Raw genomic sequence first — 19631 nt, 5'->3', positions numbered from 1 at the left:
GACAGACTTGTCGCATCCTGTCCCGATCGGGTCCAGCCGGCCTTGCAATCTTTCAATATCTCACGATACGAAATTGCATTTCACATGACGGAACGCCATCATCGCATCAATGACCGACATGGGAGGATGCGGATGAAGAGGATGGCGCTGCTGGCCTGCATGGGCCTGCTGATGGCCAATGGCGATGTCGAGCCGGGCAAGCCGATCAGCCCCCGCTTTGCCGGCGATCCCTCGCCGCACTGGTTCGACGATCGCTGGTATCTCTATGCCACCGACGACGCCTCCAATTCCGGCCGCTACTGGGACAGCACAAGCTGGCGCCTCTACAGCTCGGTCGACATGAAAAGCTGGCAGGATGACGGCGCCTTTCTCGACGTCACCACCTTCACATGGGCACGCCCCGATGCAAAGGCCTGGGCCCCCGAAGTCGCCCGGCGCAACGGGCACTATTATTTCTACGCGCCGATCGGTGGTGACCGGATCGGCGTTGCCGTGGCCGACCAGCCCCAGGGCCCCTATCGCGACGCGCGCGGCGACGCGTTGATCGACAAGGCGCGCGACGCCAATGCCGGTGCCGAACCGATCGACCCCGCCGTCTTCATCGACAGTGACGGACAGGCCTATCTCTATTTCGGCACCCGCGTGCCCAAGGTTGTGCGGCTGAAGCCCGACATGATCCATGTCGACGGCCCGATCATGGATGTCGTCGTCACCGGACTACCGGCCAGCGATCCGAAGAAGAAATATGGCGAGGCACCCTATCTCCACGCCCACAAGGGCCGCTATTATTTCAGCTTCTCGACCGGCTGGCCCGGCCAGATCATCTATGGCACCGCCGCCTCGCCGCTCGGCCCCTTCGCCTATGGCGGGGTGATCCTCGACTATCTGCCGATCTCGACCAATCATCAGGCGATCGTCGAGCGGGGCGGCAATAGCTGGCTCTTCTATCATGACAAGCTGTTGCCGGGTGGCGGCGATCACCGGCGCTCGATCACCATCGCACCGCTGACCTATGCCAAGGACGGGGCCATCCAGCCGGTCCAGCGCCACGTCCCGGAATGAGGAAAGGCCGGACGTTTCCGCCCGGCCTTCTCATCTCTCAGCGCAGCTTGGCGATCGACAACCCGTCCTGCTTGGCGCGGGTCTTGACCGATTCCTCGCTGCGGGTCAGCGCCTTGGCGATCGCCTTCAGCGCCATGCCCTTCTTGGCGAGCGTGTGCAGCTTCTGGACCTCATCCTGGGTCCAGGGCTGCTTGTGCCGCTCGAAGCGTTCGCCGGCCATGCCCCTTAATCCGCGAAGGGATCGCGGACGAGGATGGTGTCGTCGCGTTCCGGGCTGGTCGACACGAGCGTGACCGGGCAGCCGATCAGTTCCTCGATACGGCGGATATATTTGATCGCCTGTGCCGGAAGCTCCGCCCAGCTGCGCGCGCCCGCGGTGGTTTCGCTCCAGCCGGCAATGCTTTCGTAGATCGGCTCGGCCTTGGCCTGGTCCTGCGCATGGGCGGGCAGATAGTCGAAGCTCTGGTCGCCAATCTTATAGCCGACGCAGATCTTCAGTTCCTCAAAGCCATCGAGCACGTCCAGCTTGGTCAGCGCAATGCCGGTCACGCCCGAAACCGCGACCGACTGGCGCACCAGCACCGCATCGAACCAGCCGCAGCGGCGCTTGCGGCCGGTAACGGTGCCGAACTCATGGCCCCGCTCGCCCAGACGCTGGCCGACGTCATTTTCCTGCTCGGTCGGGAACGGGCCCGAGCCGACGCGGGTGGTATAGGCCTTGACGATACCCAGCACGAAGCCGGCGCCATTGGGGCCAAGGCCGGTTCCGCTCGCCGCCGTGCCCGCCACCGTGTTGGACGAGGTGACGAAGGGATAGGTGCCATGGTCGATATCGAGCAGCGTGCCCTGCGCGCCTTCGAACAGGATGCGCTTGCCTTCCGACTTCGCCTTGTTGAGCGTCAGCCAGACGGGCTTCACGAAGGGCAGGATGAAGGCGGCGATCTCGGTCAGGTCGGCCATCAGCTGGGCGCGATCGATCGGCGCTTCACCGAAACCAGCGCGCAGCGCGTCATGATGCGCGGTCAGGCGGTCGATCTGCAGGTCGAGATCGTCGAGATGGGCGAGGTCGCAGACGCGGATGGCGCGGCGGCCGACCTTGTCCTCATAAGCCGGGCCGATGCCGCGACGGGTGGTGCCGATCTTGCCGGCGCCCGACGCGTCCTCGCGCAGGCCATCGAGGTCGCGGTGGAAGGGCAGGATCAACGGGCAGGTCTCGGCGATCTGCAAATTTTCCGGCGTGATCTCCACGCCCTGGCCCTTGAGCTTCGCGACCTCGTCACGGAAATGCCAGGGGTCCAGCACCACGCCATTGCCGATCACCGACAGCGTGCCGCGCACGATGCCCGAGGGGAGCAGAGAGAGCTTGTAGACCTTCTCGCCGACGACCAGCGTGTGGCCGGCATTATGGCCGCCCTGGAAACGGGCGACGACATCGGCGCGCTCCGACAGCCAGTCGACGATCTTGCCCTTGCCTTCGTCACCCCACTGGGCGCCGATCACGGTAACATTTGCCATGGATACACTCCTCCGCCCGCCGCGCGGACCGGCCATGCCCTTCGACGGGACTCGGCATGCCGGTGGAATAGGATGGGCGGGGTACGCCCTGTGCGGGGCGCGCGTTAGCCGGGCATGGCCGATGCGTCAAGGTTGGAGGCACATTACACTTTGATACCAGGTGCCGACTTTACGGCAAGATGCGCCCTCGCGATCATGGCGGCGCAGGGGCAGCGAAGGAAGATACATATGCGCAGACGGCTGATTCCCATCCTGATTCTCTCCCTGCTCGCCGGCACGCCGCTTGCCGCCCAGGGCCAGACGGCCGCCGCCGCGCCGCAGGCCATGACCTATGGCCATGATCCATTGCAGGCGATCGACTTCTGGCCGGGCAAGGGCACGAAGGCACCGCTGGTCATATTCGTCCATGGCGGCGGCTGGAAGCGCGGCAGCAAGGACAATGCCACCGGCGCGGCCAAGGCGCCCCATTATACCGGCCTTGGCTATGCCTTTGCCTCGATCAATTACCGGCTGGTGCCCGATGCCACGGTCGAGAGCCAAGTGCAGGATGTCGCCGATGCGATCGCCCATCTGCGCAGCCGGGCGGTAACGCTGGGGGTCGATCCCAACCGCATCATCCTGATGGGCCACAGCGCCGGCGCGCATCTGGTGGCGCTGGTCGGCACCGACATGCGCTATTTCGCCAAGGCCGGGCTGAAGCCCGATGCCGTGCGTGGCATCATCGCGCTGGATGGCGCCGCCTATGATGTACCGACCCAGATGGCGCAGGGCGGCCGATTCATGGCGAAAACCTATGAACAGGCGTTCGGCACCGATCCGGCGCGGCAGAAGGCGCTATCGCCCACCTTGCAGGCGGCAAAGCCCAATGCCCCCGATTTCCTGCTGCTGCATGTCGATCGGGTCGACGGCACCGCCCAGTCCAATGCGCTCGCCGCCGCGCTGCGCAAGGCCGGCACGCCAGTGGAGATTCATGCCCTACCCGGACGCGGCCTGCGCGGCCATATGCAGATCAACCGCGAGATGGGCGACGCCGACTATGCCGGCACCGGCATTGTTGATGCCTGGCTGCGTCGCCTGTTCGGTCAGTAGGCGCGGGGCTCGCCGCCATCCAGCCAGTGCGAACAGCGCTGGGCCGCGCCATCTTCGCCGTCAGCCAGGGCCGCAACCGTGTGCCAGCCTTCGGCCCGCAACGCAGCCGCGCGCACGACATCATGGCCGACCGGCAGGAACAGGCGCCTGGGCCGCTCGTCGCCAAAGCCCGCGTCGATCAGCGGATCGGGATAGAGCGAAAAGCCCATGGCGGGCTCATCCGTTTCGCCAGCACGAGCAATGGCATAGCTGCCGCCACGGCCGATCTCACCGATGAAGCCCTCGGCAAAGATGGAGAAGCCGAACCAGTTCTGGAATTCGAAACCGTGCCGTTCGGTCGGGTCGAGGGTCAGGGTGATGTCCCAGCCGATCGGCTTGGCGATCGCGCGCAGGCCCGCGATGCGGCTGTCTATGGCGCCACCCAGGCTGGCGCTGAACGACTCCAGCCGTTCCATCGCGGCGTGGAACGGGCCAGTCGCCTCGATCAGCGGCAGATAGGCGGCGGCGGCCGGGCTGATCGCCACCAGCGCGCCGGCATCCTTGGCGTCCAGTTCGGCGCGCACGGCTTCCAGTTCCTCTGCCCCCAGCGGCAACGGACCAGCAGCCAGCGCGTCGATCAGGTCGGGCAAGGTGAAATCGATGGTGATGCCGGTGACGCCGGCGGCAGTCAGCGCCTCGATCGCGATGTTGACGATCTCGACCGCGGCGGCGGCGCTGTCGCTGCCGATCAGTTCGGCGCCCAGCTGCATCTTCTCGCGCTCGGGGCGCAGCTGGCTCGCCTTCTGGCGGATCACCGGCCCGGCATAGGACAGGCGCAACGGACGCGGCGCGCTGCGCAGGCGGGTGGCGGCGATGCGACCGACCTGCGCGGTCATGTCGGGGCGGAAGGCCAAAGTGCGCTGCGACACCGGGTCGACGGCACGGACCAGATCCTGCGCGCGCATCGACTTGAGCCGCTGGGTCAGTGTGTCCTCGAACTCCGCCAGCGGCGGCATGACCCGCTCATAGCCATGGGTCGCGACCGTATCGAGCACGCGGCGCGCCAGGCGCGCGGAAGCTTCGGCCTGCGGCGGCAGGCGATCGGAAAGTCCTTCAGGAAGAAGGCCGGGCGGGATCATGGTCATGGGACAGGCCCTTTAGCGGAATTTTGGGGTTAGGCCATCCCCTACCCCCGTTCGGTTCGAGCTTGTCGAGAACTGTTCTCGACGACGCTTCTCGACAAGCTCGAAGCCTGTCCTGAGCGCCTGCCTTGCAGGCAGTCGAAGGGCTGCTCGAACCGAACGGCAGATATTTAGGTCAGCTTAGGCGAAGCGCAGCAGCTTCACCTGCTTCACGCCGGCGAGGTTGCAGATCGCCCAGCGCAGCGGTTCGGTGACGGTGCCGTCGACCGACAGCAGCAGCACGGCTTCGCCGCCCTGATTGCGACGACCCAGATGGAAGGTGCCGATATTGACGTCCGACTCGCCCAGCTTCGAGCCCAGGCGGCCGATGAAGCCCGGCGCGTCCTGGTTGACGATGTAGAGCATGTGGCCGTCGAGATCGGCTTCGACCTTGATGCCGAACAGCTCGACCAGGCGCGGCTGGGCGTGGCCGAACAGCGTGCCGGCAACCGACTTGTCGCCCGCTTCGGTCGAAACGGTGACGCGCACCAGCGTCTGATAGTCGCCCTCGCGGTCATGGCGCACTTCACGCACGTCCAGGCCACGCTCCTTCGCCAGGAAGGGCGCGTTGACCATGTTCACCGTGTCCGAATAGACGCGCATCAGGCCGGCCAGCACCGCGGCGGTGATCGGCTTCTGGTTCAGCTCGGCGGCATGGCCCTCGACCTCGACCGCGACGCCGGTGATGGCATCGCCTTCCAGCTGGCCGATCAGGCTGCCCAGCTTTTCCGCCAGCGCCATATAGGGCTTGAGCTTGGGCGCTTCCTCGGCCGACAGGCTCGGCACATTCAGCGCATTGGTGATGCCGCCGTCGAGCAGATAGTCGCTGAGCTGTTCGGCCACCTGCAGCGCGACATTGACCTGCGCTTCGTCGGTCGATGCGCCCAGATGCGGGGTGCAGATGAAGTTGGGCGTGCCGAACAGCGGCGATTCCTTGGCCGGTTCGGTCTGGAACACGTCGAGCGCGGCACCCGCGACATGGCCCGAATCCAGCGCGTCCTTCAGCGCCGCTTCGTCGATCAGGCCGCCACGGGCGCAGTTGACGATGCGCACGCCCTTCTTGGTCTTGGCCAAATTTTCCTTCGACAGGATGTTGCGGGTCTGGTCGGTCAGCGGCGTGTGCAGCGTGATGAAGTCGGCCTTGGCCAGCAGCGTGTCGAGATCGGCCTTTTCCACGCCCATTTCCACGGCGCGCTCGGGCGTCAGGAACGGATCGAAGGCGACGACCTTCATCTTGAGGCCGAGCGCTCGGGCAGCGACGATCGAACCGATATTGCCGGCGCCGATCAGGCCCAGCGTCTTGCCGGTCACTTCCACGCCCATGAAGCCGTTCTTGGGCCACAGGCCCTGCTGGGTCTGGGCATTGGCTTCGGGGATCTGGCGGGCCAGCGCGAACATCAGCGCGATGGCATGTTCGGCGGTGGTGATCGAGTTGCCGAATGGCGTGTTCATCACGATCACGCCCTGGGCCGATGCAGCCGGGATATCGACATTGTCGACGCCGATGCCGGCGCGACCGATGACCTTGAGGTTGGTCGCGGCGTCGAGGATCGCCTTGGTAACCTTGGTCGAGCTGCGGATGGCGAGGCCATCATAGGCGCCGATCATCGCGGCCAGTTCTTCCGGCGTCTGGCCGGTGATGACGTCGACCTCGACACCACGCTCGCGGAAGATCGCGGCGGCGCGGGGGTCCATCTTGTCGGAAATGAGAACCTTGGGCATGGCGAATTGCCTTTCTTGCAATTCGTCATCCTGACGAAGGTCAGGATCTCAGGCGGCTAGGCTGAACCTAGAGGCCCGAGATCCCAGCCTTCGCTGGGATGACGGGAATATGGGGAGAGTTGGTTAAGCAGCCTTGGTCTGGGCATAGGCCCAGTCGAGCCACGGGCCGAGCGCCTCGATATCGGCGGTCTCGACGGTCGCGCCGCACCAGATGCGCAGGCCGGCCGGGGCGTCGCGATAGCCCGCCACGTCATAGGCGGCGCCTTCCTTTTCGAGCAGGCCAGCGAAGGCCTTGATGAAGGCTTCGTCGGCGCCCTCGACGGTCAGGCAAACGCTGGTGGTCGAGCGCGAGGCTTCGTCGACGGCGAGATGGCCGAGCCAGTCGCGTTCGGCGACGATCTTGCCCAGCGCCGCCGCATTGGCGTTGCTGCGCGCGATCAGGCCCTGGAGGCCGCCCAGCGACTTGCCCCATTCGAGCGCGAAGATCGCGTCCTCGACAGCCAGCATCGACGGGGTGTTGATGGTTTCGCCCTTGAACACGCCTTCGGCGAGCTTGCCCTTCGCCATCAGGCGGAACACCTTGGGCAGCGGCCAAGCGGGCGTGTGGTTTTCCAGGCGCTCGACGGCGCGGGGGCCCAGGATCAGCACGCCATGGCCGCCCTCGCCGCCCAGCACCTTCTGCCAGGAGAAGGTGGCGACGTCGATCTTGGTCCAGTCGATCTCATAGGCGAAGACCGCGCTGGTGGCGTCGGCGAAGGTCAGGCCTTCACGATCGGCCGGGATCCAGTCGGCGTTCGGCACGCGCACGCCCGATGTGGTGCCGTTCCAGGTGAAGAGCACATCGTTCGAGAAGTCGACGGTGGAAAGGTCGGGCAACTGGCCATAGTCGGCGCGGATCACGGTGGGATCGAGCTTCAGCTGCTTGGCGGCGTCCGTCACCCAGCCTTCGCCGAAGCTTTCCCAGGCCAGCGTCGTCACCGGGCGGGCGCCCAGCATCGTCCACATCGCCATTTCGAAGGCGCCGGTGTCGCTACCCGGCACGATGCCGATGCGGTGGGTGTCGGGCAGGTTCAGCAGCTCGCGCATCAGGTCGATGCTGTAGGCGAGGCGGGTCTTGCCGATCTTGGCGCGGTGCGAACGGCCGAGCGACTCGGTAGCCAACTTGGCGGCATCCCAGCCCGGAGGCTTGGCGCAGGGACCGGAAGAGAAAAAGGGGCGAGCCGGACGGGTTGCGGGCTTTGCGGCAGGCGCAATGGTGGCGTCAACGGCAGTCAGATCAGTCATGTAATGCGTCTCCTTACAGAGAGCACGCGCGGCGTTGGGACCGCGTGGCCCGTCGGCCGCCCTAAAGATTTCGGAAAAAGAGTCAAGCCGCAGCAAAATGCGACGAAATGACAGCGCCGTTAACCCATCAGCCCGGAAAGCCGTGGTAAATGCGGGATTGATGGTAGAGCGGGCGACGAAAAATTCGGTATGGCGCAGCGCGGCCCTGGCCGCGACGATGGCGAGCATGCTGGCCGCCTGCAGCGGCGACCTGGTGCCCAAGGGTCGAGTCGCGCGTGCATCCAAGCCGGTGAAGAGCGCGCGCCCGACCACCCCGCCCGCGCCGCCGCCGCTCGAAACCCGGCAATGTTTCGCCAAGCTGCAATCCCAGTCGGTCGCCTTCACCCCCCTGCCCGATCAGAATTTCGGCGGCGGATGCAGTGCGATCGGCAGCGTCAAACTGCTCGACATCGGCGTGCCGACCTCGGGCCTGGGGGCCATGACCTGCAACCTTGCCGCCAATTTCGCCGCCTGGTCGCGCTATGCCGTGCAGCCTGCCGCCCGGCTGATCCTGGGCGCGGAGATCGAGAAGATCGAGACATTCGGCACCTATAATTGCCGGCCGATCGCGGGCAGCGGCAAGCTTAGCGAACATGCCCACAGCAATGCGATCGACGTGTCCGCCTTCGTCCTGAGCGACGGGCGGCGGATCAGCGTCGAGAAGGACTGGAATGGTGACAAGCGCACCCGCCAGTTCCTGGAAGTGGTCCATGCCAGCGCCTGCAAGCGGTTCAACACGGTGCTGTCGCCTGACTATAACGCCGCCCATCATGACCATTTCCATTTCGACATGGGCGGCCGCGGCGGCTTTTGCCGTTAAGCGGTAATCACAAACGCGGCGGCTTCTGCCGTTAAGCGGAAATAGCCAACTTGGCGGATTTTGCCGCTGAACGGTCTTGGCATTGTCACCTGCCGCGCCTAGCTTGTTGGGAATGACCAAGAAAGAAATCGAAGAACGCAAATTCCGCCCCGCACGCCAGGAAGCGGACGACGCCAAGAAGGCGATCGAAACCCCCCAGACCAGCAGCGCCGCCTACAAGCTCGCCTTCCAGGACAATGAGTTCCTGCTGCGCGAGGATCTGCGGCCGGTGCGCTTCCAGCTTGAATTGCTGAAGCCCCAGCTGCTGATGGACGAGGCGCGGATCGAATCCACCTTCGTCTTCTACGGCTCCGCCCGCATTCCCGAACCCGACCAGGTCCAGGCGCGGATCGACGCGGCCACCACGCCCGAACAGAAGAAGATTGCCGAAAATCTGGGCAAGAAGGCCCGCTATTATGAGGAAGCGCGCGAGCTGGCGCGGATCGCGGCGCAATATCCGGTGAATGCCGCCGGCTGCCGCCACTTCGTCGTCTGCTCGGGCGGCGGCCCCTCGATCATGGAAGCGGCCAATCGCGGCGCGGTCGATGTCGGCCAGACCACGATCGGCATGAACATCGTGCTGCCGCATGAACAGGCGCCCAATCTGTTCGTCACGCCGGAACTGAGCTTCCAGTTCCATTATTTCGCGCTGCGCAAGATGCATTTCCTGCTGCGCGCCCGCGCGCTCGCGGTCTTCCCCGGCGGCTTCGGCACGTTCGACGAGATGTTCGAGCTGCTGACCCTCATTCAGACCGGCAAGATGAAGCCGATCCCGATCCTGCTGTTCGGCAAGGATTTCTGGAACAAGGTCGTCGATTTCGAGGCGCTGGCCGACGAGGGTGTGATTTCGCACAATGACCTCAACCTGCTGACCTGGGTCGAGACGGCCGAGGATGCCTGGGCCGCGGTGCAGGACTTCTATCACGACAGCGAAGCGCCCGGCTGCGGCTGATGCGGCCGATCCATGGGGCCTTTGCGCCCTTGCCCTAATCCCCGGCGGGGATTAGGGCCCGGCTATGCGCGCGGACCTGGCCCATGTCGACACCTGGATCTTCGATCTGGACAATACGCTCTATCCGGCGAAGGCGGACCTGTTCGCGCTGATCGACGTGAAGATGGGCGAATATATCCAGGGCCTGCTGGGCTGCGACCCGGCCGAGGCGCGGATCGTCCAGAAACGCTATTTCATGGAGCATGGCACGACCCTGTCGGGACTGATGCACCATCATGGCATCGAGCCGCGCGAATTTCTCGACTATGTCCATGACATCTCGATGGAGCGGCTGGCGGTCGATGCCGACCTCAACGCCCATATCGCCGCCCTGCCTGGCCGCCGCCTGATCTTCACCAATGGTGATGCCACCTATGCGGGCCGCGTGCTCGACCGGCTGGGCCTCGCCGGCGCGTTCGAGCTGATCCACGACATCCACGCCTGCCGCTATGTGCCCAAGCCCGATCCGTCGGGCTATGCCGAACTGTGCAGCGTCCACGCCATCGACCCGACCCGCGCCGCCTTTTTCGAGGACATGGCGCGCAATCTGAAGCCTGCCAAGGCAATCGGCATGACCACCATCTGGGTCAATAACGGGTCGGAAGCGGGCAATCACGACCATCATCCCGATTTCATCGATTATGAAACCGACCATCTGACGCCGTTCCTGGCGGATATTTTTGGGGAAAGACCATGAGCCAAGACCTGATCGCGATCATCGACGCCGCCTGGGAGGACCGGGCCAATATCAACCTGTCGACCCAGGGCGACGTCCGCCAGGCGGTCGACAAGGCGCTGGCCCTGCTCGACAAGGGCGAACTGCGCGTCGCAGAACCGACGCAAGCCGGCTGGCAGGTCAATCAGTGGGCGAAGAAGGCCGTGCTGCTTTCCTTCCGCCTCAACGACAATGTCATGATCGACAATGGTCCGGGTGCCGGCCACTGGTGGGACAAGGTGCCCAGCAAGTTCGCCGGCTGGGACGAGGCCGCCTTCCGCGCCGCCGGATTCCGCGCCGTGCCGGGCAGCTTCGCCCGCGCCGGCAGCCATATCGCCAAGAATGTCATCCTGATGCCCAGCTTCGTCAACATCGGCGCCTTCGTCGATGAAGGCACGATGGTCGACACCTGGGTAACGGTCGGCAGCTGCGCCCAGATCGGCAAGAATGTCCATCTGTCGGGCGGCGTCGGCATTGGCGGCGTGCTGGAACCGCTGCAGGCTGATCCGGTCATCATCGAGGATGACTGCTTCATCGGCGCCCGGTCGGAAGTGGTCGAAGGCGTGCGCATCGGTAAGGGGTCTGTGCTGTCCATGGGCGTGTTCATCGGCCAGTCGACCAAGATCATCGACCGCGCCACCGGCGAAGTCTTCATGGGCGAAGTGCCGCCTTATTCGGTCGTCGTCCCCGGCTCGTTGCCCGGCAAGCCGCTGCCCGACGGCACGCCCGGCCCCAGCCTCTATTGCGCTGTGATCGTCAAGCGCGTCGATGCGCAGACCCGGTCGAAGACCGGCATCAACGAACTGCTGCGCGACTAATCAAGCGAGGGGGCGGTCCGCCGCCCCTTCACCCCTTGAGCGCGAGCGGCAGGCCCGCCGCAACAAACACAACTTGATCCGCCACCGCCGCGACCCGCTGGTTCAACGTGCCGGCCAGATCGCGAAAGCGCCGCGCCAGCGCATTGTCGGGCACGATACCCAGCCCCACTTCATTGGCGACTAGGATGATCGCCCCGTCATGGGCCAGGATCGCGGCACAGAGCGCGTCGGCCGCCGCCTCCTCATCCCGATCCGCCAGCAGCAGGTTGCTGGCCCACAAGGTCAGGCAGTCGACCAGCACGGTCTTGCCCCGCGCCGCCGCGATCGCGCCCGGCAGGTCGATCGGCGCCTCCACTGTTTCCCATTCCGGCCCGCGATCGGCCCGGTGCCGGGCGATCCGGTCGGCCATTTCCGCGTCCCAAATCTCGGCCGTGGCGATGAAGACGTGCGCGCCGGGCAGCGCTTCCGCCGCTGCCTGGGCATGGCGGCTCTTGCCCGATCGCGCGCCGCCCAGCACTAGCAGGCTGCTTGTCATATCATGTCTCCAGCAAACAGCGCCTGCAACCCGGCCACCAGCCAGAGCAGCAGGCAGGCCTGAACATAGATGGCCAGCGCCCAGCGTAGGTCGAGCGGATCGGCCTCGCTTCGCCCGCTGCCGATCCAGGGCTTGTCATGGCGCACGCCATCATAGCGGATCGGCCCGGCCAGCCGCAGGTCGAGCGCGCCCGCTATCGCTGCTTCGGGCCAGCCGGCATTGGGCGAGGCATGATTGCGCGCGTCGCGCCACATCACCCGCCAGCCGCCCCCCCCGGCCAGACAGAGCAGGCAGCCGGCCAGCCGCGCCGGGATCAGGTTCATCAGGTCATCGGTGCGCGCCGCCGCCCAGCCGAACGGCCCCCAGGGGGCTTCGCGATGGCCGATCATGCTGTCGGCCGTGTTCACCGCCTTATAGGCCCAGACGCCCGGCAGCCCCAGCAGCAGCAGCCAGAAGAAGGGCGCGACGACACCGTCGCAGAAGCTTTCCGCCAGGCTCTCGATCGCGGCGCGGGTCACGCCGCTTTCATCGAGCGATTGCGTATCGCGGCCGACAATCATGCCAACCGCCTCCCGCGCCGCCGACAGATCATCGGCCGCCAGCGCGCGATGGACCGCGCGGACATGGCTATAGAGGCTGCGCAGCGCCAGCGCCGGATAGGCCAGCAGGCCGATCAGCATCCAGCTCCACGGCTGCGGCAACCAGAGGCGGAGCAGATATTGGACCAGCCATCCGCCACCGCCCGCCACCGACAGCAAATGCAACACCGTCGCCATTCCGCCCATTTTCCGGGCGAGAGCGCTACGCGCCGGATCATTCCAGCGCGCGGCACAATGATCGATGAGCCGCGCAAAGCCGCCGACCGGATGGCCGACCCGGCGATAGAGCGCCGCCGGCCAGCCGACCACCGCATCCAGCGCGAGCGCCAGCAACGCAACCGGATCAGCCATGGCGCAGCGCCCGTTCCAGTCGGGCCAGGCCCATCGCGTCTGCCGGCAGGCCGATGCGCAGCCAGTGCGGCTGGGCCTCGAACGGCCGGGTCAGGATCGCCTGCCCTGCCAGCCGCTCGAACAGGGCCATGGCATGGGGCGTTTCGATCAGGCGAAAGAGCGGGCTTTGGCCGATCGGCTGATAACCGCAGCGCAACAGCAGCGCGTCGAGCGCCTGCGCCTCCCGCTGGAGCTGGTCGCGCATCGCTTCTATCCAAGCTCTATCGCGATAGGCGGCCGTGCCGATGGCAATGGCGGCGGCCGACACCGGCCAGGCACCCAGCCTGTCCCGCACCCGCGCAATGATTGCACGCGGCGCCACCAGAAAGCCGAGCCGCAGGCCGGCCAGACCGAAAAACTTGCCGAAGGATCGCAACAGCATGAGGCGGCGATCGTCGGCCACGAAGGGCGCCAGGCTGATGCCCGGATGGCCATCGGCAAAGGCCTCATCCACCACCAGCCAGCCATCCGGCCCGCGTCGGTCGAGCAGGGCGAGCAGATCGGCCACGCCATGGATGCGCCCGTCGGGATTATTGGGATTGGCAAGGATCAGCGTCTGCCCGTCGGCCTCGTCCAGACGGTCGAGATCGACCGGCGCGGCGCCGGACACCATCGCGCCATGGGTGCGATAGGCCGGGCTGGCATGGCGGACCGAACCGTCAAGCAATGCGCCAACGAGGCGCAGGCCAACCTCCGTCCCCGGCAGTGCGCAGACATGATCGGCCGCGACGCCAAAATGGTCGGCCGCCGCCTGTTCGAGCGCGCGCAGCCCCTGCTCGTCGGGCAAGGCGCGCCAGTCGATCGCCTGCTCGGCAGCGCCGGGCCAGGCATGGGGATTGATGCCTGTGGATAAGTCGAGCCAGCTTGCGGGCGCGCCGCCAAAATGCGCGCTCGCCGCCGCGACACCACCGCCATGCCATGTCCAGCGCGTCGTCATGTAGTGCCGCCCGCGATCAGAACGACGAAAAGCAGCCCGCTTTCAACCAGTTCGATACCCGCGCCATGGCCATCGCCGGAAATGCCACCCAGCCTGCGCTTCAGCCAAAGCCCCCAAAGTAGCATCAGCAGCGGCGCTGCGAGCAGGGCCGGCAGCCACCAGGATACGATTATCAACAGACTTATCCACAGGGCGATGTGGATCGTTTTGACGGCATCGGCAAAACGCGCACCCAGCCCGGCATGCAGGGGCGGCAGCTTGCGCGCCCACAGCAGCGGCCCGATCCGCGCGGCAAAGGGAATGAGCAGCAGCGGCAGCATCATGCCCCGTTCGACCAGCGCATGGAGCAGCAGCAGCTTGGCGATCAGTTGCAGGCCGATCGCCACCACGCCGAAACTGCCGACATGCGGGTCGGCCAGCACCGCCAGCAGCCGGTCGCGCCCCTTATGTACCGCGCCGCAGGCGTCGGCGATGTCACCCAAGCCGTCGAGATGCAGCGCCCCGGTCACGCCGACCCAGCAGAGCAGCCCGGCCAGCGCCCCGATCCAGGGATCGATACGAACAGCAAGATTGACAGCGAACATGACAGATAGACCGACAATCGCGCCAACGGCCGGAAACCATCGAATGGACCGTGCGAAGTCTGTCTCGTTCGCTGTCACCTTCGGCATCGGCAGGCGGGTCAGAAACTGGATGGCAAGGACCAGCCCCTTCATGGGCGCAGGCCCGTGATGCGGGCGAGTGGCGGCTCCCCGGTCCAGCGCTCCAGCGACAGCAAGGCGGCATAGGGCAAGCCGAAGCTCCAGCTCTGCTGCACGCTGAACCCGCACAAATGGGCCAGCGCCGCGCGCATCGCCCCGCCATGGGTCAGCACCAATGTGGGCACGCGCGGCAGATCCTCGACCGCATCGGCGATCCGCCCCAGCAATGCCGTCCATCCCTCGCTGCCCGGCGGCGCGAAGCCATCGGGATCCTGCCAGAAACGGGCGAGCGCCTCGGGATCGACATCGGCCGGGGCCAGACCATCCCAGATGCCGAAATCCAGCTCCCGCCAGCGCGGATCGACCCATACCGGCAAGCCGGCGCGCTCGCCGATCGCCGTTGCCGCCTGCCGGGCGCGCTGCAGATCGGACGTCACGATCATCTCGATCTCCAGCCCCTCCGCCTGCGCCAGGCAGGCATCGATGCCCGCGCGCGTCGGCACGCTGTCGGTCCGCCCCAGCAACAGGCCGGGCGTCTCGGGCGCGCCATGCCGCAGCAGATGGAGCGGCATGCCCATCATGTCGCGGTCGACACCGCCGCTTCGGCAAAGGTCGCCATGCCGCTATGCGCGGCTACGGCGGCGCGGACGATATTGGCCGCCACCGCCGCGCCGCTGCCTTCGCCCAATCGCATGTCGAGGCGCAGCAGCGGTTCAAGGCCCATTTTTTCCAACAGCAGGGCATGGCCCGGCTCGGCCGAGCAATGGCCGGCCAGGCAATGATCGGCAAAGACCGGCACCTGCGCCACCAGCGGCGCGATCGCGGCGCAACTGATGAAACCGTCGAGCAGCACCGGCACGCCCAGCTGGCGGGCGCGCAGCACCGCGCCGGCAATCGCCGCCAGTTCGCGCCCGCCCAGCCGGCGCAGCGTTTCAAAGGCGCTGTCCGGCGCATCGGCATGGAAGGCGAGCGCGCGATCGATCGTCGCGATCTTGCGCCCGATCCCCTCGCCATCGACGCCCGTGCCGGGACCAACCCAGTCACGCACCGCACCGCCAAAGCTGCGCGCGCTCAGGGCTGCGGCGGCGGTCGAATTGCCGATCCCCATCTCGCCCACGACCAGCAGGTCCAGATCCTCTTCGGCCGCCGCCGCGCCGATCGACAGCGCGGTCAGGCACTCCTCCTCGGTCATGGCCGGGGCGATGGTGAAGTCCGCCGTCGGCCGGTCCAGATCGATCGATCGCACCGCCAGTTCCAGCCCGGCGACACCGGCGAGCGCATTGATCGCCGCGCCGCCGGCGGCGAAATTGGCGACCATCTGGGCGGTCACGGCGGCGGGATAGGCGCTGACGCCATGGACGGTGAAGCCATGATTGCCGGCAAAGATCGCGGCACGCGCCCGCTTCAGGCGCGGCACCGCGCGCCCCTGCCAGCTTGCCATGAAGATCGCGACATCCTCCAGCCGGCCGAGCGCACCCAATGGCTTGGTCAGCTCAGCCTGCCGCGCGCGTGCCGCCGCGCTCGCCAGTTCCTCGGCCGGCGGCAGATTGGCCAGGGCATTTTCGAAATCGGTGATCGAGGCGAAGCTCATTCGACGACAAATCCTTCCGGCGGGGTACGGGTGATGAAATGGCCCTTCACGCCTTCGGGCCATTCGCGAAAGGCGACGCGGCCATGCTCGCTGGCGGCATAGGCAATGGCGTAATCGAGGATCGCGCGCGCCGCATCGGCATCCGGGGCAAAGCGCCCCATGACGTAGCCGACCTTGCCCGGCGCGCGCAGATGGACGGTGCAATGATCCTGGCAGGCGAACAGGCATGGCATGTCCTGCACCGCGACGGTGGCATAGCGCGGGTCGGAGGCCTGCACCGTGCGCAGCGCCTCCGTCAGCCGTGCCCCGCCGCGCACGCCCTCCCCATCCTCCCGCGCCTCGGCCGAATGGCGGCAGGTGCTGCAGGCGACGATGGCAGGGCCGGGCGCGACGGGGCGGAGCATCAGAAGCGGCCCCGGAAGCCGGCATAGATGCTGCGGCCGAGCGTGCCATAGCGATAGGCCGTCATATAATTCTCGTCGAAGAGATTTTCGACGCGGGCGAACAGGCGCAACGCCGGGGTGAGCGCATATTCGGCGCGCAGGTCAACCAGCGTATAATCGTCCAGCCGCGTCGTGTTGGCCGCATTGTCATAGCTGTGGCCGGACCAGCGCACCGCCGCGCCGGTGGTGAGGCCGAAGGGCCAGGCATAGCTGATCGAACCATTGGCGCTGTTGCGCGGCCGGCGCGGCAGCCAATTGCCTTCGTTCGCGGTCCCTTCCGAACGATCCTCCGCGACAGTCCAGCTATAATTGCCGTCGATGGTCAGCCCCTTGACTGGCTCGACCGCCGCCTGCGCCTCTATGCCATGCGCCTTGGCGCGCGCGACATTGAGATAATAGCCATAGCGGCGGGTGGTGGTGCCGGGCGTGAAGCAGAGCGGATCGGTCGAACTGGAGGAACAGCTGTTATAGATGATCTGGTCGGTCGTGGTCCGGTCGAACCAGGTCGCGCCCAGCCGCAGTTTCTCGCCAAAGAAACGCTGCTCCGCGCCCGCTTCCCAGCCATTGGCGCGTTCGGGGTCGAGCGCCTGGTTCCCATATTCGGAAAAGAGCTGATAGAGGGTCGGCGCCTTGACCCCCTCGCCATAGCTGGCGCGCAGCACCGTCCCGGTCGGCAGCGCCCAGACGCCGCCGGCGGAAAAGAGGGTGCGGCCGCCATAGCGATCATGATCGTCATAGCGCAGCCCGCCGGTCAGGGTCAGGCCCGTAATCGGCTGGGCATTGAGCTGGCCATAGACGCTGGTGATCTCCGCCTTGCCGCGAGCCGGATCGGAAATCGGCACCGAAAGCGACGCCGAAGGCGACACGCTGCGGAAGCGGCTATTCTCATTCTCCACCCCGAACAGCGCGGTCCAGCCGTCGGCGATCGCGAAGCTACCCTGATATTCCAGCCGCTGGTTGCGCCCCGCCGCGTCGAACGTCTGCTTGCGCGGGTTGCGCGGGTCGTAATTGTCGCGATCGGTGTCGGTATAGCCATAGCCGAAACGGTTGCGGAAGCGGCCGTCGAGCAGTGCGACGTTAAGGCCGGCATAGCCGACAAATTCGCAATTGGTGCCATAGGCGGGGCTGTCCGCGCTGGTGGCGTCGAAATCGACCTTACCATCGGAATAATAGCCGCGCAGATCGGCGCTGATCCCGTCCGCCAGCGCAACCTCTACCCGGCCGGTGACGCTGCGGTTGGTATAGCCGTCCTTCTCCTTGCCGCCAAAGGCCGGGCTGATCGCGGAAATACCGTCGGTGGTGAAGCTCTGGCCGCCGATCCTCCAACTGACCGGGCCGGTCTTCCCACCCAATGCCGCGCGGGCGCTGACCGTGTCGCGCGACCCCGCCTCGATATCGAAGCTACCCTCCAGCGGCTGTTCGGGCATGGCGGTGACGACATTGACGACGCCACCGATTGCCTGACTGCCCCACAGGGTCGACTGGGGACCGCGCAGCACTTCTATGCGCGAGGCGTCGCCGACCAGCAGATTGGCGAAATTATAGCCGCCGCCGGTCGAGGACGGATCGTTGAGCTTCACCCCGTCGATGACCACTACGGTCTGGTCGGACTCGGCGCCACGGATACGCAGCGACGTCGCCGTGCCATAGCCGCCATTGCGCGAGATGCTGACACCCGGCGTGCGCAGCAGCAATTCGGTGACCCCCAGATCCTGCGCCCGGTCGATCGCTGCCTTGTCGAGCACGGTGACGGAGGCCGGCACCTGATCCACCGGCGTGGCGAGGCGGGTCGCCGTGACGAGGATCGAGGATGCCCCGGCATCGGCGGCGGCATCGGGCGATGGTGCCTGCTGCGCCTCTTCGGCGAAAGCGGTGGTGGAGAGAAGGAAAGAACAGAAAGTCAGATATTTGAACACATAAGCCCCCGGACGAGGGACCGCATCCCAGGGACGATATCGGTGCCCGGCCGGGCGCGACATGGTCCCCGCAATTTGCGGTCCACCTGTCGCCACGCGGGTTCACCCCCGTCCGCTCGGCACACCCTGTCCGCGCGAAGGACGACCGCGACCGGCAGGTCTCCTGGCTCACGGGTCATCGCTGATTCATGCCGCCTTCTCAGAACCTTGCGGTCCCAATGGCATGTGGCACAAAGGCTCGCCGCTCACAGTTGCAGGGGCAGCCGGGGTCTTGAACCCCATTCCCTTTTCATCCCCGTTGCCGGGGAACCTGTCGCAGTCCGGGCGATAGGCGAGCCCGACTGGAGCGTCAATCTTCCTTGCTTGGCGGAGCGCGCCGGCTAAGGGAGGTGGCCATGCGGATATTTGCCCCCATCGGCCCCGGCAAGGGGATGATCGCCCTGGTGATCGCCCTGATCGGCGGCGCCACATTATGGGCGGCCACCGCTCGCCAGCCTGCCAATGCCAGCAAACGTCCGCAACGGATCGTGTCGCTCAACCTGTGCGCCGACCAGCTGCTGGTGGCGCTGGCCGATCGCGACCAGATTGCCGGCCTGACCCATAATGCCGGCGATCGGCAGATGTCGGCAGTGGCTGCCGCGACCCGCGGCCTGCCCATCCTCGACGGATCGGCCGAGCAGATTTTGGCGACCAATCCCGATCTGGTGATCGGCATGCCGGCGCGGCGCAACCCGGCGATCGCGATCCTCAAGGCCCAGCATTATCCCGCCGTCGACCTCAAAAGCGCGGACAGCTATGCCGATATCGTCGCGTCGATCCGCACGGTGGCGCAGGCGATCGGCCATGCCGACCGGGGCGAAGCGATGATCGCGCGGATGGACCGGGAGCTTGCCGCCCTGCCCCGCGCACCGAAGCCCAAAGTCGCGGCCTATTATCAGCGGCGCGGCTACATGACCGGCACCGGCACGCTGGTCGACGACCTGATGACGCGGGCGGGGCTGCGCAACCTGGCCGCCGACCTTGGCAAGCCGGTGATCGCGCAGGTCAGCCTGGAGGAGATGGTCGCCGCCCGGCCCGACTATCTGATCGTCGAGAGCGCCACCGACCGCATCACCGACCAGGGCACCGAAATGCTGCATCATCCGGTGCTGCGCGACATAGCGCGCATCAGCCTGCCCCAGGCCTGGACCGTGTGCGGCGGACCGGCCTATGTGCAGGCGGCCCGCGCCCTCTCCCAGGCCGTCAGCGCCCGCTGAGGCTGGGCC

At 66.4% G+C, this 19631-nt stretch carries 20 protein-coding genes and 1 riboswitch; of the genes, 7 read left to right on the top strand and 13 right to left on the bottom strand.

Annotated elements, in window-relative coordinates; translation table 11 throughout:
• Nucleotides 1–132: 132 nt before the first annotated feature.
• The gene (locus ACUCV3_RS17710; protein ID WP_048936435.1) at nucleotides 133–1062 is read left to right on the top strand and encodes a family 43 glycosylhydrolase; all 930 of its coding nucleotides are present in this window, start codon (nucleotides 133–135) and stop codon (nucleotides 1060–1062) included.
• 37 nt (nucleotides 1063–1099) lie between these two features.
• Here the strand turns inward: ACUCV3_RS17710 and ACUCV3_RS17705 are convergent, their stop codons facing one another.
• Entirely contained in the window at nucleotides 1100–1282 is a 183-nt protein-coding gene (locus tag ACUCV3_RS17705; RefSeq protein ID WP_004209747.1) for a hypothetical protein, read from the bottom strand.
• 5 nt (nucleotides 1283–1287) lie between these two features.
• Nucleotides 1288–2577, bottom strand: a complete 1290-nt coding sequence (locus ACUCV3_RS17700; protein WP_004209746.1) for an adenylosuccinate synthase — start codon at nucleotides 2575–2577, stop codon at nucleotides 1288–1290.
• A 228-nt stretch (nucleotides 2578–2805) separates the two neighbouring features.
• Here ACUCV3_RS17700 and ACUCV3_RS17695 point away from each other — a divergent pair, with 228 nt between their 5' ends.
• Nucleotides 2806–3666, top strand: coding sequence for an alpha/beta fold hydrolase (locus tag ACUCV3_RS17695; RefSeq protein ID WP_482240938.1), 861 nt, complete (start codon nucleotides 2806–2808; stop codon nucleotides 3664–3666).
• Here the strand turns inward: ACUCV3_RS17695 and ACUCV3_RS17690 are convergent.
• From ACUCV3_RS17690 to ACUCV3_RS17680, 3 genes are all read right to left on the bottom strand, one after another.
• On the bottom strand, nucleotides 3660–4790 hold the full coding sequence (locus tag ACUCV3_RS17690; RefSeq protein ID WP_279729466.1) for an ATP phosphoribosyltransferase regulatory subunit: 1131 nt from the start codon (nucleotides 4788–4790) through the stop codon (nucleotides 3660–3662). The two genes, ACUCV3_RS17695 and ACUCV3_RS17690, sit on opposite strands and share 7 nt — an antisense overlap.
• Nucleotides 4791–4967: 177 nt before the next feature.
• Nucleotides 4968–6548 carry a phosphoglycerate dehydrogenase gene (gene serA / locus ACUCV3_RS17685; protein ID WP_279729468.1) on the bottom strand — a complete coding sequence of 527 codons (1581 nt, stop codon included), beginning with the start codon at nucleotides 6546–6548 and terminating at the stop codon, nucleotides 4968–4970.
• Between the two features lie 123 nt (nucleotides 6549–6671).
• A complete protein-coding gene (locus tag ACUCV3_RS17680; RefSeq protein WP_279729470.1) occupies nucleotides 6672–7832 on the bottom strand; it encodes a phosphoserine transaminase in 1161 nt (386 codons plus the stop codon).
• Between the two features lie 160 nt (nucleotides 7833–7992).
• On the opposite strand from ACUCV3_RS17680, the gene ACUCV3_RS17675 reads away from it, so the two are divergent.
• From ACUCV3_RS17675 to dapD, 4 genes are all read left to right on the top strand, one after another.
• Entirely contained in the window at nucleotides 7993–8691 is a 699-nt protein-coding gene (locus ACUCV3_RS17675) for an extensin family protein (RefSeq protein WP_099232833.1), read from the top strand.
• Between the two features lie 112 nt (nucleotides 8692–8803).
• On the top strand, nucleotides 8804–9682 hold the full coding sequence (locus ACUCV3_RS17670) for an LOG family protein (RefSeq protein ID WP_279729472.1): 879 nt from the start codon (nucleotides 8804–8806) through the stop codon (nucleotides 9680–9682).
• A 64-nt stretch (nucleotides 9683–9746) separates the two neighbouring features.
• Nucleotides 9747–10418 carry a pyrimidine 5'-nucleotidase gene (locus ACUCV3_RS17665; RefSeq protein WP_279729474.1) on the top strand — a complete coding sequence of 224 codons (672 nt, stop codon included), beginning with the start codon at nucleotides 9747–9749 and terminating at the stop codon, nucleotides 10416–10418.
• Nucleotides 10415–11254, top strand: a complete 840-nt coding sequence (gene dapD / locus ACUCV3_RS17660; protein ID WP_279729476.1) for a 2,3,4,5-tetrahydropyridine-2,6-dicarboxylate N-succinyltransferase — start codon at nucleotides 10415–10417, stop codon at nucleotides 11252–11254. Before ACUCV3_RS17665 ends, dapD begins: the two co-directional genes overlap by 4 nt.
• Nucleotides 11255–11282: 28 nt before the next feature.
• Here the strand turns inward: dapD and cobU are convergent, their stop codons facing one another.
• The 8 genes from cobU to ACUCV3_RS17620 are packed head-to-tail and all read right to left on the bottom strand — an operon-like array spanning nucleotide 11283 to nucleotide 18366.
• Nucleotides 11283–11789, bottom strand: a complete 507-nt coding sequence (gene cobU / locus ACUCV3_RS17655) for a bifunctional adenosylcobinamide kinase/adenosylcobinamide-phosphate guanylyltransferase (protein ID WP_279729477.1) — start codon at nucleotides 11787–11789, stop codon at nucleotides 11283–11285.
• On the bottom strand, nucleotides 11786–12739 hold the full coding sequence (cbiB, locus tag ACUCV3_RS17650; protein ID WP_482240937.1) for an adenosylcobinamide-phosphate synthase CbiB: 954 nt from the start codon (nucleotides 12737–12739) through the stop codon (nucleotides 11786–11788). Before cbiB ends, cobU begins: the two co-directional genes overlap by 4 nt.
• Nucleotides 12732–13715, bottom strand: a complete 984-nt coding sequence (gene cobD, locus ACUCV3_RS17645; protein WP_279729479.1) for a threonine-phosphate decarboxylase CobD — start codon at nucleotides 13713–13715, stop codon at nucleotides 12732–12734. Before cobD ends, cbiB begins: the two co-directional genes overlap by 8 nt.
• Entirely contained in the window at nucleotides 13712–14431 is a 720-nt protein-coding gene (locus ACUCV3_RS17640; protein ID WP_279729480.1) for an adenosylcobinamide-GDP ribazoletransferase, read from the bottom strand. Before ACUCV3_RS17640 ends, cobD begins: the two co-directional genes overlap by 4 nt.
• Nucleotides 14428–14997, bottom strand: coding sequence for a histidine phosphatase family protein (locus ACUCV3_RS17635; RefSeq protein WP_004209730.1), 570 nt, complete (start codon nucleotides 14995–14997; stop codon nucleotides 14428–14430). Before ACUCV3_RS17635 ends, ACUCV3_RS17640 begins: the two co-directional genes overlap by 4 nt.
• A complete protein-coding gene (gene cobT, locus ACUCV3_RS17630) occupies nucleotides 14994–16007 on the bottom strand; it encodes a nicotinate-nucleotide--dimethylbenzimidazole phosphoribosyltransferase (protein ID WP_279729481.1) in 1014 nt (337 codons plus the stop codon). Before cobT ends, ACUCV3_RS17635 begins: the two co-directional genes overlap by 4 nt.
• Nucleotides 16004–16411: a DUF1636 domain-containing protein gene (locus ACUCV3_RS17625; RefSeq protein ID WP_279729482.1), complete on the bottom strand. Its 408-nt coding sequence runs from the start codon at nucleotides 16409–16411 to the stop codon at nucleotides 16004–16006. The genes cobT and ACUCV3_RS17625 overlap by 4 nt, the downstream gene beginning before the upstream one ends.
• Nucleotides 16411–18366 (bottom strand): TonB-dependent receptor plug domain-containing protein, encoded by a 1956-nt coding sequence (locus tag ACUCV3_RS17620; RefSeq protein WP_279729483.1) that lies wholly within the window; start codon nucleotides 18364–18366, stop codon nucleotides 16411–16413. Before ACUCV3_RS17620 ends, ACUCV3_RS17625 begins: the two co-directional genes overlap by 1 nt.
• Nucleotides 18367–18502: 136 nt before the next feature.
• A riboswitch (cobalamin riboswitch) is annotated at nucleotides 18503–18695 on the bottom strand.
• 66 nt (nucleotides 18696–18761) lie between these two features.
• Here ACUCV3_RS17620 and ACUCV3_RS17615 point away from each other — a divergent pair.
• Nucleotides 18762–19622: an ABC transporter substrate-binding protein gene (locus tag ACUCV3_RS17615; protein ID WP_279776244.1), complete on the top strand. Its 861-nt coding sequence runs from the start codon at nucleotides 18762–18764 to the stop codon at nucleotides 19620–19622.
• The last annotated feature ends 9 nt before the right edge of the window (nucleotides 19623–19631 follow it).

This window comes from Sphingobium sp. VMM, from assembly GCF_056790315.1.
The sequence above is the reverse complement of the archived record's forward strand: the minus strand, read 5'-3'. Positions and strand labels throughout refer to the sequence as shown.